The sequence below is a fragment of the Bacteroidota bacterium genome, assembly GCA_018831055.1.
Classification (GTDB): Bacteria; Bacteroidota; Bacteroidia; order Bacteroidales; family B18-G4; genus M55B132.
The window spans coordinates 21,026-38,507 of the sequence record JAHJRE010000197.1; the positions used below are offsets into that span (position 1 = coordinate 21,026).

The 17,482-nt window shown below is 41.5% G+C and carries 14 protein-coding genes and 5 tRNA genes; all 19 read left to right on the top strand.

The features are described from left to right. Positions 1–204 precede the first annotated feature (204 nt). The 19 genes from KKA81_13010 to KKA81_13100 all read left to right on the top strand — a co-directional run bounded on the left by KKA81_13010 (position 205) and on the right by KKA81_13100 (position 17,459). Positions 205–2,391 (top strand): S9 family peptidase, encoded by a 2,187-nt coding sequence (locus tag KKA81_13010; GenBank protein MBU2651848.1) that lies wholly within the window; start codon positions 205–207, stop codon positions 2,389–2,391. Positions 2,392–2,489: 98 nt separating this feature from the next. Next, the gene (gene rpsU / locus KKA81_13015) at positions 2,490–2,681 is read left to right on the top strand and encodes a 30S ribosomal protein S21 (protein MBU2651849.1); all 192 of its coding nucleotides are present in this window, start codon (positions 2,490–2,492) and stop codon (positions 2,679–2,681) included. A gap of 93 nt (positions 2,682–2,774) precedes the next feature. Beyond that, positions 2,775–3,656, top strand: a complete 882-nt coding sequence (locus KKA81_13020; GenBank protein MBU2651850.1) for a tyrosine-type recombinase/integrase — start codon at positions 2,775–2,777, stop codon at positions 3,654–3,656. A 23-nt stretch (positions 3,657–3,679) separates the two neighbouring features. Beyond that, positions 3,680–3,979 carry a ribosome-associated translation inhibitor RaiA gene (gene raiA, locus KKA81_13025; GenBank protein MBU2651851.1) on the top strand — a complete coding sequence of 100 codons (300 nt, stop codon included), beginning with the start codon at positions 3,680–3,682 and terminating at the stop codon, positions 3,977–3,979. Between the two features lie 105 nt (positions 3,980–4,084). Beyond that, a tRNA-Thr gene (locus KKA81_13030) sits at positions 4,085–4,158 on the top strand. An 18-nt stretch (positions 4,159–4,176) separates the two neighbouring features. Continuing rightward, positions 4,177–4,258 (top strand) — tRNA-Tyr (locus KKA81_13035). Positions 4,259–4,334: 76 nt separating this feature from the next. Beyond that, a tRNA-Gly gene (locus KKA81_13040) sits at positions 4,335–4,407 on the top strand. A gap of 5 nt (positions 4,408–4,412) precedes the next feature. After that, positions 4,413–4,484: transfer RNA gene (locus KKA81_13045), tRNA-Thr, on the top strand. Between the two features lie 50 nt (positions 4,485–4,534). After that, a complete protein-coding gene (gene tuf / locus KKA81_13050) occupies positions 4,535–5,722 on the top strand; it encodes an elongation factor Tu (protein MBU2651852.1) in 1,188 nt (395 codons plus the stop codon). 35 nt (positions 5,723–5,757) lie between these two features. Further along, a tRNA-Trp gene (locus tag KKA81_13055) sits at positions 5,758–5,830 on the top strand. An 18-nt stretch (positions 5,831–5,848) separates the two neighbouring features. After that, a complete protein-coding gene (secE, locus tag KKA81_13060) occupies positions 5,849–6,046 on the top strand; it encodes a preprotein translocase subunit SecE (GenBank protein ID MBU2651853.1) in 198 nt (65 codons plus the stop codon). A gap of 54 nt (positions 6,047–6,100) precedes the next feature. Next, entirely contained in the window at positions 6,101–6,643 is a 543-nt protein-coding gene (gene nusG / locus KKA81_13065; GenBank protein ID MBU2651854.1) for a transcription termination/antitermination protein NusG, read from the top strand. Positions 6,644–6,684: 41 nt separating this feature from the next. Continuing rightward, positions 6,685–7,140, top strand: a complete 456-nt coding sequence (gene rplK, locus KKA81_13070; GenBank protein ID MBU2651855.1) for a 50S ribosomal protein L11 — start codon at positions 6,685–6,687, stop codon at positions 7,138–7,140. A gap of 39 nt (positions 7,141–7,179) precedes the next feature. After that, positions 7,180–7,875: a 50S ribosomal protein L1 gene (gene rplA, locus KKA81_13075; protein MBU2651856.1), complete on the top strand. Its 696-nt coding sequence runs from the start codon at positions 7,180–7,182 to the stop codon at positions 7,873–7,875. 32 nt (positions 7,876–7,907) lie between these two features. Next, positions 7,908–8,429, top strand: coding sequence for a 50S ribosomal protein L10 (rplJ, locus tag KKA81_13080; protein MBU2651857.1), 522 nt, complete (start codon positions 7,908–7,910; stop codon positions 8,427–8,429). 51 nt (positions 8,430–8,480) lie between these two features. Further along, a complete protein-coding gene (rplL, locus tag KKA81_13085) occupies positions 8,481–8,864 on the top strand; it encodes a 50S ribosomal protein L7/L12 (GenBank protein ID MBU2651858.1) in 384 nt (127 codons plus the stop codon). Positions 8,865–8,970: 106 nt separating this feature from the next. Then, positions 8,971–12,780 (top strand): DNA-directed RNA polymerase subunit beta, encoded by a 3,810-nt coding sequence (gene rpoB, locus KKA81_13090; protein ID MBU2651859.1) that lies wholly within the window; start codon positions 8,971–8,973, stop codon positions 12,778–12,780. Positions 12,781–12,833: 53 nt separating this feature from the next. Continuing rightward, entirely contained in the window at positions 12,834–17,120 is a 4,287-nt protein-coding gene (gene rpoC / locus KKA81_13095) for a DNA-directed RNA polymerase subunit beta' (protein MBU2651860.1), read from the top strand. A gap of 21 nt (positions 17,121–17,141) precedes the next feature. Continuing rightward, on the top strand, positions 17,142–17,459 hold the full coding sequence (locus KKA81_13100) for a DUF3467 domain-containing protein (GenBank protein MBU2651861.1): 318 nt from the start codon (positions 17,142–17,144) through the stop codon (positions 17,457–17,459). The last annotated feature ends 23 nt before the right edge of the window (positions 17,460–17,482 follow it).

A 17,482-nucleotide genomic window follows, 5' to 3' on the forward strand; every position in this document is an offset into this window, starting at 1 on the left:
GTAAAATGACCCCAAATATAATGAAAACCTTAAAAAAAACACCATAATTAATAATTTTAACGAAGTATAAGATCATTTGTTACAAACATTAGCTTCACACGATGATTTACAACCGCATGAACCTATGTTCAGACAGATTTTTTACCTTTGGCGTTTATAATATGGTATGAATAGAAGTTTTTTTATCTAAAAATCAGAATAGTTATGAAATTACCCACATTCAGAAGTTTTGTTTTTCTTGTTTCTATCCTTTGGATTCCTGCAGTAATAGCGCAGGACGAAAAGCCGGTGCTTACACTTGATGATATTTTTAAGGCACCCAAGTTTTTCCCGCACATGGTTTACGGGTTAAACTCCATGAACGATGGAAAATCCTACTGTGTTATAGAAAGTGATTCTCTCAATGTTTACGATTACAAATCGGGGAAATTTATTAAAACTCTAGTTACGAAAAACGATCTCATTCCTGAAGGAGACTCTGTACCTATTCGCCTTGAATCTTACACATTCAGCGATGACGAATCAAGAATCCTAATACCTACGGAAACTGAACCTATATATAGGCATTCATCCGAATCAAATTATTTTGTTTATGACCTTAAGTCCAAAAAATTGCAATCCATATCTCAAAATGGTAAGCAGCGTCTGGCCTCTTTCTCTCCAGACGGGAGTCAGGTTGCTTTCGTACGTGAAAATAACCTGTTCATCGCCAAGCCATTTTTAGGGGAAGAAACTCAAATAACTCAGGATGGTAAGGATAGAAGTATCATTAACGGAACTACAGACTGGGTATATGAAGAAGAATTCGGATTTACTAAAGGATATTTTTGGTCACCAGATGGAAAACAAATTGCCTATTACCGCTTTGATGAAACAGGAGTTCCGGAATATCAAATGCAAATATGGGGAAATCTTTACCCTGAAAACTATCAATACAAGTACCCAAAAGCCGGGGAAGACAATTCCCTGGTTACTATACACGTATATAACATTTTAGAAGGCAGTACACAGATCATGGATCTGGGAGAGGAAACCGACCAATATATTCCCCGCATTAAATGGACAGCCGATGAGGGAATCCTTGCAATCCAGCGACTTAACCGATTACAGAATCATTTAGACATTCTGCTTGCCGATGCTTCCACTGGAAAAACCAAAGTGATATATACTGAGGATAATCCTTATTATATAGACATTACAGATCACTGGACATTTTTGCCGGATCAGGAGCATTACATCATTACCAGTGAAAAAAGTGGATACAACCACATATATCTTTATGATCTTAATGGGCAGGAAATACGACAACTTACTTCTGGCGAATGGGACGTTATAAATGTTACGGGATATGATTCCAGGAAAAAACTGGTTTATTATGTCAGTGCGGAATCTTCCCCATTGAACCGGGACCTTTATTCCGTGGACATGGAAGGCAACAAAAGGTTAATTTCATCCCGAACCGGCACAAACGATGCAGAATTCAGCAAAACTTATGAATATTACATAAACACGTTCAGCGATGCCAATACTCCTCCTTATATTACTGTAAACAAATCGGATGGAAAAGAAATTCGCGTCATTGAAAACAATGAAGCACTGTTGAATCGAATCCATGAATATGGATTTTCACAAAAGGAGTTTTTTGAAATCACCACATCAGAGGGAATTCGGCTCAACGCATGGAAAATACTGCCATGGAATTTCGAAATAGAGAAAAAATATCCAGTACTGATGACGGTGTATGGAGGTCCGGGATCTCAAACAGTAACCAATTCATGGGGGTACGGTGACACCTGGTATCAATATCTGGCCGAGAACGGAATTATGGTTGTTTCGGTTGACAACAGGGGAACGGGAGCACGTGGACAGGAATTTAAGAAAATGACTTACTTACAACTTGGTAAATTTGAGACCCTAGATCAGATCGAAGCTGCAAGATATATCGTTTCTCTTGATTATGTTAATCCCGAACATATTGGAATTTTCGGATGGAGTTACGGTGGTTATATGTCGACACTTTGCATAACAAAAGGTTCGGACGTATTTTCTACTGCTATCGCAGTGGCACCGGTCACAAATTGGCGATATTATGACAACATTTATACTGAACGCTTTATGAGAACACCCCAGGAAAACCCTGGAGGTTATGATGATAATTCCCCGATCAACCATGTAGACAAGATGAAGGGCAATTATCTTCTTGTTCATGGCACTGGAGACGATAATGTTCATGTACAAAACACAATGGATTTAATAACAGCCCTTGTTGCGGCAAACAAGCAGTTTGAACTTTTATTATATCCAAATAAGAATCATGGCATTTATGGCGGGAACACCCGTTATCATCTTTATACGAGGATGACTGATTTCCTGATAAAAAGTTTAAAATGATTTTTCGAGGAAATTTTGTAAAAAGATAAAAAACATCTATCTTTGCACCCTCAAAATTTTTACTATAACAATCCAGTTTTCAAAAAAGAGGTATTTATATGATTATTATTCCGGTAAAAGAAGGTGAAAGCATTGACAAGGCTTTAAAGAAATACAAAAGGAAGTTTGAAAAAACAGGCGTTGTAAAAGAATTACGTGAGAGGCAGAAATACACAAAGCCCTCTGTGATCAAAAGAGAAGAAAAGCTTAAAGCCATATATGTTCAAAAATTAAGGCAGGATATTTTATAGCAAAATATTGTTTTTTTTAATAGGGAGAAACTTTGTTTCGGGGTATATTTTTTGTACATTTGAAACAAAGCTTTTTCCCTATTTTTTTTGCGGATGGTGAAGGGTAAATTTATTGACTACATACGTTACGAGAAAAGATTTTCACCCCATACAGTTACTGCTTACACCAGGGATTTGGAGGAATATTCCTGTTTTCTGGAAATGTTTTACGGTTTGAAGGCACCCGAAAAAGCGGAATCCTTTATGGTTCGTTCATGGGTAAGCAATCTCAGCGAAAATCGACTCAGTAACAGGTCAATTAGCCGTAAAATAAGCAGTATTAATGCTTTCTACAAATTTTTACTCAAGAAAGAGATACTATTGACTAATCCGGTTTCAGGGATTTTAACACCCCGTTCATCCAAAAAGCTTCCTGTATATATTGAGGAAAATATAATGGAAGACCTATTCAGTACTACTTTAAACAATAACGACTTTAATGAAATCCGTGACAGGATCGTTATGGAAATTTTATATAATACAGGAATACGGTCATCGGAGTTAATTGGATTAAAGGAAAGAGATATTGACCTCACGCAGAGTGTGATGAAGGTATATGGGAAACGGAATAAGGAGAGAATAATTCCTTTAAGCTCCAGGCTTTTATCCGTCATCCAGGAATATCTAACCATCCGAAAGAACCAATATGGCATTAGCAGTGTTTATTTATTGGTAACCAAAAAAGGCAAGCCGTTATATCATAAAATGGTATACCGGATCGTTCATAAGCAACTAACAATGGTAACAACCTTAAGTAAGCGGAGTCCTCATGTGATCAGGCATACTTTTGCCACACACATGTTAAATCGCGGAGCTGATCTGAATGCCATCAAGGAACTGCTGGGGCATGCGAATCTATCTGCAACCCAGGTTTACACGCACAATTCTGTTGAAAAACTTAAAGCCATATATAAACTGGCTCATCCCAGAGCATAAACAAAATCAATGGAGGATTGAGTATGAAAGTCAACATTAATTCTGTACACTTCAAAGCTGACAGGAAGCTGGAGGACTTCATCCAGCAAAAGATCGACAAGTTAACAAGCCATTATGATGAAATTCTTGCGGGGGAAGTTCATTTAAAACTGGATAATAATGGCGAGCCTGAGAACAAGATTGCAGAGATTCGGCTTACTGTGAGAGGGTCTGATTTGTATGCAAAAAAACAATCCAAATCTTTTGAGGAAGCAACCGATACCGCAGTAGAAGCTTTGCGGAGGCAGCTAAAAAAATACAAAGAGAAGATCCGTAGTAAATAAACTAACATTTATTTTTAAAATTTCTTTGTTATTATTCTGATAATTTATATTTTTGCAGACCTTTTTCAAAAAGGTCTGTTTTATTTAGTTTTTTGACATAATGAAGCCGATGTAGCTCAGCTGGCCAGAGCAGCTGATTTGTAATCAGCTGGTCGGGGGTTCGAATCCCTCCATCGGCTCGTGTTCTTTAAATAACTGGGGAGATTCCAGAGCGGTCAAATGGGGCAGACTGTAAATCTGTTGGCGCAGCCTTCGGAGGTTCGAATCCTCCTCTCCCCACATAAATTGTGAGAGTTAATTGATGAATAGCCAATTGAGGTTAGAGGTCTTTCACGGAAGTTCTTAATGATAATGTGCGGAAGTAGCTCATTTGGTAGAGCGACAGCCTTCCAAGCTGTAGGTAGCGGGTTCGAGACCCGTCTTCCGCTCAAAAGCCATTGTAGCTCAGGGGTAGAGCACTTCCTTGGTAAGGAAGGGGTCAAGAGTTCAATTCTCTTCAATGGCTCTGATAAAGATCAATCATCATTAGTGTAATTACTTAAATAAAGTTTTAATATGGCAAAAGAAACATTTAAACGTGAGAAACCGCACGTTAACATTGGAACGATTGGTCACGTTGACCATGGAAAAACAACATTGACCGCTGCTATTACACTAAACCTTCAGGATAAAGGGCTGGCCACTTTCAAGTCATTTGATGAGATTGACAACGCACCGGAAGAAAAGGAAAGAGGTATTACTATAAATACTGCCCATGTCGAGTACCAGACCGAGAACAGGCATTATGCACACGTTGACTGTCCGGGTCACGCTGACTATGTTAAGAACATGGTAACCGGCGCAGCCCAGATGGACGGCGCAATCCTGGTTGTAGCAGCAACTGACGGCCCTATGCCTCAGACCCGTGAGCACATTCTTCTTGCCAGGCAGGTAGGTGTTCCCAAGATCGTTGTTTTCATGAACAAAGTTGACATGGTAGATGACGAGGAATTGCTGGAACTTGTTGAGATGGAAATCCGAGATCTGCTTTCATTCTATGATTTTGATGGCGATAACACACCTGTAATCCAGGGATCAGCTCTTGGAGCCCTCAACAAAGAACCCAAATGGGTAGAAAAGGTTATGGAACTTATGGAGGCTTGTGATACATGGATTCCGCTTCCAGCAAGGGATGTTGACAAACCTTTCCTCATGCCGGTAGAAGACGTGTTTTCAATTACTGGTCGAGGCACTGTTGCTACAGGCCGTATTGAACAAGGGATAATTAACACCGGGAATCCGGTAGATATTATTGGACTTGGAGCCCACAAACTGAAATCAGTTGTTACCGGAGTTGAAATGTTCCGTAAAATACTTGATGAAGGCCAGGCTGGTGACAATGCCGGTTTGTTGCTTCGTGGTGTTGACAAGGACGCTATCCGCCGTGGTATGGTTATCGCTGCACCTGGCTCCATAACTCCGCACACTTATTTTAAAGCTGAGGTTTATATCCTGAAAAAAGAAGAAGGTGGAAGGCATACTCCGTTCCACAACAGGTATCGTCCTCAGTTTTATTTCCGTACAACTGACGTAACCGGAGAGATTATTCTTCCGGAAGGAATTGAAATGGTAATGCCTGGTGACAACCTAACCATTGAGGTGAAGTTGATTTCAGAAGTTGCCATGGACAAAGGCTTACGTTTTGCTATCCGTGAAGGTGGCAGAACAGTAGGTGCAGGACAGGTTACAGAAATTATCGAATAAACTATATATATGGTGGGGGTTACCCCTCCATATATACGGGTGTAGCTCAACTGGTAGAGTAGTGGTCTCCAAAACCATTGGTTGGGGGTTCGAGTCCTCCCACCCGTGCAACAAATTTTAGGTTAAATGGCAAAACTTAAGATACAGGCTTATATAAAGGATAGTTATGATGAACTGATTCATAAAGTATCCTGGCCTTCATGGAGTGAGCTGCAGAGCAGCGCAATTGTTGTATCCATTGCTTCCCTCATAATCGCTTTAATCGTTTATTTGATGGATATATCATTCCAAACACTCCTGGAACAGTTCTATAAGCTTTTTTAGTGGTAGTTGCCTGGAATTTTTGTTATTTATAACAATCAGAGTCCATTATTGGGTATGAGCGAAAACGTGAAAAAATGGTATGTAGTCAGAGCGATTAGCGGGAAAGAAAAGAAAGTAAAGGAATATCTGGAAAATGAAATTAATCGTCTGAGCTTACAAGATTACATTTCACAGGTGCTAATCCCAACCGAGAAGGTATATCAGGTAAGAAAAGGAAAAAAGATATCAAAGGAAAGGAATTACTTTCCGGGATATGTTCTTATTGAAGCCGCCCTGGTTGGTGAAATACCCCATATTATACGCAACATACCGAACGTTCTGGGATTTCTTGGAACAAAAGGAGAGGCTGATCCGTTGCGACCATCCGAAGTAAACCGAATTCTCGGGAAAGTGGATGAACTTGCGGAGCAGGGTGAAGAGGTAAACGTTCCATTCATCGTTGGTGAATCAGTGAAGGTGATAGACGGACCATTTAACAGTTTCACCGGCATCATTGAAGAAATCAACGAAGAAAAGAAGAAACTTAAGGTCATGGTAAAGATTTTCGGAAGAAAGACACCATTGGAATTAAGTTTCATGCAAGTAGAAAAAGAGTAAAGTTGATTTAATTAAACGATTAACACAAGGAGCTTTCAAAAATGGCAAAGGAAGTCAGCGGGCTCATTAAACTGCAAATCCGCGGAGGTGCTGCTAATCCATCCCCTCCCATCGGTCCGGCACTCGGTGCAAAAGGTGTTAACATCATGGAGTTCTGCAAACAATTTAACGGCAGGACACAAGATCAGGCAGGGAAACTTCTGCCGGTTATCATCACAGTATATAAGGACAAATCCTTTGATTTTGTCGTTAAAACCCCACCGGTTGCTGTTCAGTTAATGGAAGTCGCTAAAATTAAGAAAGGTTCGGCTGAGCCGAACCGGCAGAAGGTTGCCACCATCACCTGGGATCAGGTAAAGACCATTGCAGAAAACAAAATGGTCGACTTGAATGCCTTTACACTTGAATCGGCAGTTAGTATGGTTGCCGGTACTGCAAGAAGTATGGGTATCAAGATCAAAGGTGAATCTCCTTTTGCAAATACTGAAGGCAAATAACCGAACTGCTCAGACAATCACGATTAATTATTTGTGAAAATGGCGAAACAGACTAAAAAACATCAGGATGCCCTGGAGAAAATTGATAAAAACAGGGTATATCCCTTGCTGGAAGCAATAGAAGTTGTGAAAGATATTACATATACCAAGTTTGATGCTTCCGTTGATCTGGATGTGCGCCTTGGGGTTGACCCCAGGAAAGCCAATCAGATGGTAAGGGGAATTGTTACTTTACCTCATGGAACCGGGAAAACGGTTAGGGTTTTGGTGCTATGCACACCCGACAAAGAAGAGGAAGCCAAAGAAGCAGGCGCGGACTATGTAGGACTTGACGAATACATCGACAAGATTAAGGGAGGCTGGACAGATATTGATGTTGTTATCACTATGCCTCCTGTTATGCCGAAAATAGGCCCCCTCGGAAGGATTCTAGGCCCACGGGGGTTAATGCCCAATCCGAAAACTGGAACCGTTACCATGGAATTAGGTAAAGCTGTGAAGGATGTAAAAGCCGGGAAAATCGATTTCAAAGTCGATAAATACGGTATTATTCACGCTTCCATCGGTAAGGTTTCTTTTGATAAGGAAAAACTGCTTGATAATGCCAGGGAGTTGCTGCAAACTATTATTAAGTTGAAACCATCAGCAGCAAAAGGTACCTATATGAAAAGTGTTTTCATCTCAAGTACCATGAGCCCCGGTATAAAAGTAGAACCAAAATCAATAACTAATTAGTTCCTTGATCATACATTAAGAAGCATTACGAAATGACAAGAGAAGAAAAAAATCAGCTTATTGATTCTTTGACAGATCAGTTGTTGAATAACAACAATTTTTACCTGACGGATATTTCTAACCTTAATGCAGAAAAGACTACCGAGCTAAGGCGCTTGTGTTTCAGAAAACAGATTAAACTGCAAATGGTTAAGAATACCCTCCTGAAGAAGGCAATGGAAAGGACTGAAAGAAATTACGGTCCGCTGTATGATATCCTAAAAGGTACTACCAGCATCATGTTCTCTGAAACAGGAAATACACCGGCCAGGTTGATTCAAGAATTCAGGAAAAAGAGTGACAAGCCAATACTTAAAGGAGCCTACATTGAGGAAATGACTTATGTGGGTGATGACCAGCTCGATTTCCTTTCGAATATCAAGTCGAAGAATGAATTAATTGCTGATATAGTATTACTGCTGCAATCGCCCATGAGAAATGTCATTGGCGCATTGCAATCGGGAGGCCAAACCATTCATGGCGTTCTGAAAACTTTATCTGAGAAATCAGAATAGAAATTATTAAGTACTTAAAATACAGGTTTAAACAAATAAAGCATTACGAAAATGGCAGATATTAAAAAGCTTGCAGAAGAATTAGTAAATCTGACAGTAAAAGAAGTTAACGAACTGGCAGGAATTCTAAAAGATGAATACGGCATTGAACCCGCCGCTGCAGCCACTGTAGTTGCAGGTCCTGGCGTAGCCGCCGGTGATGCCGCAGCTGCTGAAGTAGAACAAACTGAATTTGATGTTATTCTTAAAGCAGCCGGACAGAGCAAACTGGCTGTGGTTAAACTCGTGAAAGAACTTACCAGCCTTGGCCTCAAAGAAGCAAAAGAGCTTGTTGACGCAGCTCCAAAAGCCATAAAGGAAGGTATTTCCAAGGATGAAGCCGAAGCATTGAAAAAACAGCTTGAGGAGGCTGGCGCTGAGGTTGAGGTTAAGTAGTAGTTTGCCTGTTAGATCTAAAGACTGTCTTCAATGCTCCGCATTGGATTCAGTCTATTTCCTTATTTAAAGTCAATATATACTACTAACCTAAAATCCTGAAAAATTGGCAGCCAAAAAAGTAGAAAGAATCAATTTCGCATCCACCAAAATTCACACGGAATATCCTGATTTTCTTGATATTCAGCTTCAGTCGTTCCGGGATTTCTTCCAATTGGAAACTAATCCTGAAGACAGAATTAATGAAGGGCTGTATAAAGTTTTCGCAGAAAACTTTCCTATATCGGATGCGAGGAATAACTTTGTCCTGGAATTTCTGGATTATTTTATTGATCCTCCGCGATATTCCATGGATGAGTGTATAGCACGCGGGCTCACTTACAGTGTACCACTCAAGGCAAAATTAAAGCTCTATTGTACAGACCCGGAGCATGAAGATTTTGAAACCATTGTCCAGGATGTGTATCTTGGCATGATTCCATATATGACTCCCAAGGGTTCTTTTATCATTAACGGAGCAGAACGCGTTGTTGTTTCACAGCTCCATCGTTCACCCGGGGTATTTTTCGGAACCAGTCTTCATGCCAACGGACAGCAGTTATATTCAGCCAGGATCATTCCCTTTAAGGGATCCTGGATGGAATTCACCACTGACATCAATAATGTAATGTATGCGTATATTGACAGGAAGAAAAAATTACCTGTTACTACGCTGTTGCGTGCTATCGGCTATGAAAGTGACAAAGACATCCTGGAAATATTTGACCTTGCCGAAGAGGTAAAAGTGAGTAAAGCATCACTTAAAAGGGTATTGGGCAGAAAACTTGCTGCCAGGGTAATTCGTTCCTGGATTGAAGATTTTGTAGATGAGGATACCGGTGAGGTTGTTTCAATTGAAAGAACTGAAGTTATCATCGACAGAGAGACAGAACTTGAGGAGCAGCACATTGATCAGATTGTTGACGCAGGGGTTAAAACCATCCTGATACACAGAGAGGATACGAATGCCATCGACTACTCGATTATTTTCAATACTCTTCAAAAAGACACTGCCAACTCCGAAAAAGAAGCTGTTGAGTACATTTACCGGCAACTTCGTAATGCAGAGCCTCCTGATGAAGAAACTGCAAGGGGAATTATTGAAAAGCTTTTCTTTTCCGATAAAAGATATGACCTGGGTGATGTTGGGAGATACAGGATCAACAAGAAGTTAAACCTTGAAATCCCCGAAGATGTCAGGGTTCTGACAAAAGATGATATCATTTACATCATTAAGTATCTTGTTGAACTCAGTAATGCGAAAACGGAAGTTGATGATATTGATCATTTGAGCAACCGTCGTGTAAGAACCGTGGGAGAACAGTTATATGCCCAATTTGGAGTTGGTTTGGCCAGGATGGCGAGGACAATAAGGGAGAGGATGAACGTAAGGGATAATGAAGTATTCACTCCGGCTGACCTGATCAATGCGAAAACCTTGTCTTCTGTTATCAATTCGTTTTTTGGTACCAACCAGTTATCCCAATTCATGGATCAAACCAATCCATTGTCGGAATTAACCCATAAAAGGAGGATTTCCGCACTGGGACCTGGTGGTTTGTCGAGGGAGCGCGCCGGATTTGAAGTTCGAGACGTACATTACACCCATTATGGTCGTTTGTGTACTATTGAAACACCTGAAGGTCCGAACATTGGATTGATTTCTTCGCTCTGCGTTTATGCCAAGATAAATAAGCTGGGATTTATTGAAACACCTTATCATAAGGTCCAGGAGGGGAAGGTATTAACCGAAGAGGAACCCATTTATCTCAGTGCTGAAGAAGAGGAAAACAAAATCATTGCCCAGGCCAATACTTTGCTTAATGATACGGGTATGATGATCCGTGAAAAAGTTAAAGCCAGGTATCAGGCTGATTATCCCATTATCGAACGGGAGAAAGTTGACCTTATCGATAGCGCTACCAACCAGATTGCATCTATTGCGGCCTCACTCATTCCATTCCTGGAACATGACGACGCCAACAGAGCGCTCATGGGATCGAACATGATGCGTCAGGCCATACCTCTTATGATACCAGAAGTGCCTATAGTAGGTACCGGCATTGAAAAAGATGTCGCTGTAGACTCGAGAATCCTTATCACTTCCGAAGGAGATGGAATTGTTGAATACGTTGATGCTAATGAAATCATTATTCGTTACACCCGTTTGGAAGAAGAAAAACTGGTAAGTTTTGATGATGATGTAAGAAAGTATTCTTTGACCAAATTTGCCAAAACCAACCAGAACTCATGTATGAACCTGAAACCTATGGTGAAAAAAGGTGATAAGGTGATCAAGGGTCAGGTACTATGTGAAGGTTATGGGACCAGAGATGGAGAATTGGCACTTGGGCGCAATCTCTTCGTTGCATTTATGCCCTGGAAGGGATACAACTTCGAAGATGCAATTGTAATCAATGAAAAAGTTGTAAAAGAAGACCTGTTCACTTCCATCCACATCGAAGAGTTTACGATGGAGGTTAGGGATACCAAAAGGGGTGTGGAAGAACTAACAAACGACATTCCCAATGTAAGTGCCGAGGCGACCAAGGACCTGGACGAGAGCGGGCTTATTCGTGTTGGTGCCGAGGTTAATGAAGGAGACATCCTGATAGGAAAGATCACACCAAAAGGAGAAAGTGATCCTACTCCTGAAGAAAAGTTGCTTAGAGCCATTTTCGGAGATAAGGCTGGTGATGTGAAGAATGCATCCCTCAAAGCACCTCCGGGAATGAAAGGAACGGTTATCGAAAACAAGCTCTTCTCACGGGCTTTTAAAGACAAGAAGACTAAAACGAAGGAGAAGGATCAACTTACCCATATAGAAAGGGATTTTGAAAAGGCTTCTGTTGAGTTAAAAGCCAAATTGGTTGACAAATTGATGGTTTTGCTCAGCGGGAAAACATCCCAGGGTATATACAACCATTTTAAGGAAGAACTTGTTCCGAAAAAGGCCAAAATTACACACAAGGTTTTGTTGGCTCTTGATTACGGGATCGTTAATCCCAATAAATGGACTACTGATAAAAAGAAAAATGACCTGATCAAACAGGTTATTTATAATTATAACATCAAACAGAAAGAGATACTTGGTGTTTATAACCGGAATAAATTTATTGCCACCGTTGGTGATGATCTGCCAAATGGGATTATTCAAATGGCGAAGGTTTTTGTTGCCAGGAAGCGTAAGTTGCAGGTTGGTGATAAGATGTCGGGGCGTCATGGAAACAAAGGCATTGTGGCAAAGATTGTACGTGAAGAGGATATGCCCTTCCTGGAAGACGGAACACCAATGGATATTGTTCTGAATCCTTTGGGTGTACCCAGTCGAATGAATCTCGGACAGATCTACGAAACTGTTCTTGGATGGGCAGGAGCCAAACTCGGACAAAAGTATGCTTCTCCGATCTTTGACGGTGCGACCTATGAGCAGATCAACAGTTATCTTGAACAGGCCAATCTTCCAAAGGACGGAAAAGTATATTTACACGACGGAGAAACCGGTGAACGTTTTGACCAGGAAACTACTGTTGGTTACATTTACATGCTTAAACTTCATCACATGGTTGATGACAAGATGCATGCCCGTTCGATTGGACCATATTCACTGATTACACAGCAGCCTCTTGGGGGTAAAGCTCAATTCGGGGGTCAGCGTTTTGGAGAAATGGAAGTCTGGGCCCTTGAAGCTTTTGGTGCTGCAAATATTCTCCAGGAAATCCTTACGGTAAAATCCGACGATGTTCAGGGTCGTGCCAAAGCTTACGAAGCGATCGTCAAGGGTGAAGTTATGCCAAGGCCCGGCATACCTGAATCATTCAACGTTTTAGTACACGAACTTCGTGGGCTGGGTTTGAATGTAACCTTTGATTTATAAAATCATCGCGTTCTGTGGCCTTTATATATTTTTAACTTAAACGATACGTTTTTATGGCATTCAGAAAGGATTCCAAAATAAATAGCGAATTTTCAAGAATAACCATCAGCTTATCCTCACCCGAGCAGGTTCTTGAAAGGTCGTTCGGTGAAGTTCTAAAACCGGAAACGATCAATTACAGGACTTACAAGCCGGAACGGGACGGATTGTTTTGTGAAAGGATTTTCGGGCCGATCAAGGACTGGGAATGTCATTGCGGCAAATATAAGAGAATCAGGTACAAAGGGATTATCTGTGACCGTTGTGGGGTAGAAGTTACTGAAAAGAAGGTAAGAAGGGAGCGTACTGGCCACATACAGTTGGTAGTTCCCGTTGCGCATATCTGGTTTTTCAAATCGCTTCCCAATAAAATAGGAGCTTTACTTGGATTACAAACCAAGAAGCTTGAGACAATCATATACTATGAGAGGTATGTGGTGATCCAGGCTGGCATTAAGGAAAAGGACGGGCTTGGTTTCATGGATTTTCTCACAGAGGAAGAGTACTTTGAGATCATGGAAACATTACCGGCCGACAACCAGTATCTGGAAGACAGTGATCCGAACAAGTTCATTGCCAAGATGGGGGCCGAAGCTATTCATGATTTACTGGGCCGCCTTGATCTCGACAGATTATCATATGATCTCAGACACAAAGCTTACAGTGAAACTTCACAGCAACGTAAGCAGGATGCTCTGAAGCGACTGCAGGTAATTGAATCGTTCAGGGATGCCAATACCCGTATTGAAAACAGGCCGGAATGGATGATTGTCAAGGTTGTACCGGTGATACCTCCGGAATTGAGGCCTCTTGTGCCCCTTGATGGAGGACGTTTTGCCACTTCCGATCTGAATGACCTCTATCGCAGGGTGATCATCAGAAACAACAGATTGAAAAGGCTTATTGAAATCAAGGCCCCTGATGTGATCATGCGCAATGAAAAGCGTATGCTTCAGGAAGCTGTTGACTCTCTCCTTGATAATTCCAGAAAAGCAAATGCCGTTAAGACTGACTCGAACCGTGCCCTTAAATCACTCAGCGACAGCCTTAAGGGAAAACAAGGCCGGTTTCGTCAGAACCTGCTTGGTAAACGTGTCGATTATTCCGGTCGATCGGTTATTGTTGTAGGTCCCGAGTTGAAACTTAACGAATGCGGTATACCTAAAGCTATGGCCGCGGAGTTGTTCAAGCCTTTTATCATCCGTAAACTCCTGGAGCGTGGCATTGTCAAGACAGTGAAGTCGGCCAAGAAAATTGTTGACAGAAAAGATCCGGTAGTTTGGGATATTCTTGAAAATATTTTAAAAGGTCATCCGATTCTTTTAAACAGGGCCCCTACCCTTCACAGGCTTGGTATTCAATCTTTTCAGCCAAAGCTGATCGAAGGCAAGGCTATTCAACTGCATCCTCTCGTTTGCACAGCTTTCAATGCTGACTTTGACGGAGACCAGATGGCAGTTCACGTGCCACTGGGCAATGCCGCCATCCTGGAAGCCCAAATCCTGATGCTGGCATCACATAATATCCTGAACCCTGCCAATGGTGCTCCAATTACGGTACCTTCACAAGACATGGTACTCGGGCTTTATTATATCACCAAAGCCAGGAAGAGTGTGCCCGAACATCCGGTTAAAGGAGAGGGTATGCGTTTTTATGGACCCGAAGAAGTTATTATTGCCTATAACGAAAAGAAGGTCGATCTGCATGCCATTATCAAGGTAAAGATTGATGATGTTGACGATAATGGTAAACCCATACGTCACGTTATTGAGACTACGGTTGGCCGTGTACTTTTCAACCAGATCGTACCAAAAGAGTACGGTTATATCAATGAATTACTGACGAAAAAATCTCTCCGTGATATTATATCCAAGGTTCTGAGAAGGACGGGAACCGCAAAAACAGCCCAGTTCCTTGACGATATCAAGCAGACCGGATTTATCATGGCGTTCAAAGGAGGTTTATCATTCAATCTCGGAGATGTTATTATTCCTGAAAGCAAGAAGGAGTTGATTGCAGAGGCCAATGCAGAGGTTGATGAGGTTCTGAATAATTATAATATGGGATTCATTACCAACAATGAAAGGTACAATCAGATCATCGACATCTGGACACATACAAATTCATTGTTGACTACGAGCCTGATGCAAAAGCTGTCTACGGACAAGCAAGGGTTTAATTCAATATATATGATGCTTGACAGCGGAGCCCGAGGTTCCAAGGAGCAGATCCGTCAGCTTGCAGGAATGAGGGGACTGATGGCAAAACCGCAGAAATCAGGTGCAACGGGAGGTGAGATTATTGAAAACCCAATCCTTTCGAATTTCAAGGAAGGCTTATCAGTTCTTGAATACTTTATTTCCACCCACGGTGCCCGAAAAGGTCTTGCTGATACTGCTCTTAAAACTGCCGATGCCGGTTATCTTACCCGCCGTCTTGTAGATGTCGCTCAGGATGTGATCATCACTGAAGAAGACTGTGGCACTTTGCGCGGATTGACAATCACTGCACTGAAAAAAAGTGAGGAAGTTGTTGAATCACTATACGACAGAATTTTAGGCCGTGTTGCCTTACATGACATTTTCCATCCTCTCACTGGTGAAATAATCCTGGAAGCAGGAGAAGAGTTGGATGAACGGGCATCCAGGATCATTGAAGATTCTCCCATTGAATCTGTCGAAATTCGTTCGGTACTAACCTGTGAATCCAAAAACGGAGTTTGTGCCAAATGTTACGGACGAAACCTTGCTTCTGCACAGATGGTTCAGAGCGGAGAAGCTGTTGGTGTTATTGCTGCACAATCAATTGGTGAACCAGGAACACAGTTGACACTTCGTACATTCCACGTTGGAGGTACAGCATCCAATATTGCCGTTTCCTCAAAGCTGGAAGCCAAATACGAAGGGATTCTGGGCATAGATGAGTTAAGAACCATTCCCTTTAAAAATGCAGAAGGAAAATCATATGAGGTTGTTGTTGGCCGTAGCGCGGAAATGAGAATTATCGACCAGAAAACCAAGATAACTCTTACCTCCAGCAATATTCCTTATGGAGCTCACTTGTATTTCAAATCCGGAATGGATGTAAAGAAAGGTGAACTCATCTGTGAATGGGATCCATGGAATGCCGTCATTATTTCCGAATCAACCGGTAAAATCAAATATGAGAATATTATTGAAGGTAAGACTTACCGTGTTGAATCGGATGAGCAGACCGGCTACCAGGACAAGGTTATTATTGAATCCAGGCAGAAGTCGAAGAATCCGACCATTCATATTGTTGATAAATCCGGTGAAATTATGAGGTCATACGATATACCGGTCGGAGCTCATATTACCGTTGAAGACGGTTCACCCATACAAGCAGGGGTATCTATTGTAAAGATTCCCAGAGCTATTGGAAAATCCGGTGACATCACAGGAGGTTTGCCAAGAGTAACGGAACTTTTTGAAGCCAGGAATCCATCCGATCCGGCTAAGGTTGCCGAGATCGACGGTGTGGTATCCTTTGCAAAGAAGCTTAAGCGTGGTAACAGAGAAATTATTATTACCTCAAAAACAGGTGAACAAAAGAGTTATCTGATTCCTACATCCAAACAAATCCTGGCCCAGGAGAATGATTTTGTTAAAGCGGGAACTCCACTTTCCGAAGGAGCGTTAACACCATCAGACATCCTTGCCATTAAAGGACCTATGAAGGTGCAGGAATATATTGTTAATGAGATTCAGGAAGTTTACCGTTTGCAGGGGGTTAAGATCAATGATAAACATTTTGAAGTTATCGTGCGCCAGATGATGCGCAAGGTTGAAGTAGACGATCCGGGCGATACAAAATTTCTGGAAGGGGAATTAGTAAACAAGATTGATTTTCAGGATGAAAACGATGAAATCTTTGGAAAGAAGGTAGTAATTGATTCTGGAGATTCGCCCAATTTCAATGCCGGGCAAATTATCAGTGCCAGAAAACTCCGCGATGAAAATTCCATGCTGAGGAGGAAGGACAAAAAGCTGGTTGACGCAAGAGATGCACACCCTGCTACTGCACGTCAGGTATTGCAAGGGATTACCAAAGCTTCACTGCAGACAAACAGTTTCATTTCCGCAGCATCGTTCCAGGAAACCACCAAGGTCCTTACGCAGGCATCAATTCAGGCCAAGACTGACTCTCTGGCCGGTTTGAAGGAGAATGTTATTGTTGGGCATCTCATTCCTGCAGGAACGGGATTAAAAGAATATCAGGATATTATCGTTGGTTCACAGGATGATTATGACATATTGATGGAAAGCAGCAGTAGCCAGTGATCCGACAAAAAAACCTAAATTATGACAGAACAAACGAAGAAAAACCAGATTAACATTGAACTGAGTGAGGAAGTTGCCGAGGGTGTCTATTCCAACCTCGCAATGATCACTCATTCAAATTCCGAATTTATCATTGATTTTATTAAAATGATGCCCGGTATTCCCAAAGCCAGGGTTAAATCAAGGATCATCCTTACTCCTCAGCATGCCAAAAGGCTGTACAGAGCGTTAAAGGACAATATTTCCAAATACGAAAACATGTATGGAACTATTGACATACCCGAGGGTGGAGATATGATCCCGCCTTTTAGTCTGGGTGGTCCGACTCCTGAAGCATAACGGAATATTTAATAAAATAAGAA

Bases quoted from the DNA above. Each gene is read 5' to 3' on its own strand.
- KKA81_13010 (MBU2651848.1), top strand. From the start codon at position 205: ATGAAATTACCCACATTCAGAAGTTTTGTTTTTCTTGTTTCTATCCTT.
- rplK (MBU2651855.1), top strand. From the start codon at position 6,685: ATGGCAAAGGAAGTCAGCGGGCTCATTAAACTGCAAATCCGCGGAGGT.
- rplL (MBU2651858.1), top strand. From the start codon at position 8,481: ATGGCAGATATTAAAAAGCTTGCAGAAGAATTAGTAAATCTGACAGTA.
- nusG (MBU2651854.1), top strand. From the start codon at position 6,101: ATGAGCGAAAACGTGAAAAAATGGTATGTAGTCAGAGCGATTAGCGGG.
- rpoC (MBU2651860.1), top strand. From the start codon at position 12,834: ATGGCATTCAGAAAGGATTCCAAAATAAATAGCGAATTTTCAAGAATA.
- rpsU (MBU2651849.1), top strand. From the start codon at position 2,490: ATGATTATTATTCCGGTAAAAGAAGGTGAAAGCATTGACAAGGCTTTA.
- KKA81_13100 (MBU2651861.1), top strand. From the start codon at position 17,142: ATGACAGAACAAACGAAGAAAAACCAGATTAACATTGAACTGAGTGAG.
- rplJ (MBU2651857.1), top strand. From the start codon at position 7,908: ATGACAAGAGAAGAAAAAAATCAGCTTATTGATTCTTTGACAGATCAG.
- raiA (MBU2651851.1), top strand. From the start codon at position 3,680: ATGAAAGTCAACATTAATTCTGTACACTTCAAAGCTGACAGGAAGCTG.
- KKA81_13020 (MBU2651850.1), top strand. From the start codon at position 2,775: ATGGTGAAGGGTAAATTTATTGACTACATACGTTACGAGAAAAGATTT.
- tuf (MBU2651852.1), top strand. From the start codon at position 4,535: ATGGCAAAAGAAACATTTAAACGTGAGAAACCGCACGTTAACATTGGA.
- secE (MBU2651853.1), top strand. From the start codon at position 5,849: ATGGCAAAACTTAAGATACAGGCTTATATAAAGGATAGTTATGATGAA.
- rplA (MBU2651856.1), top strand. From the start codon at position 7,180: ATGGCGAAACAGACTAAAAAACATCAGGATGCCCTGGAGAAAATTGAT.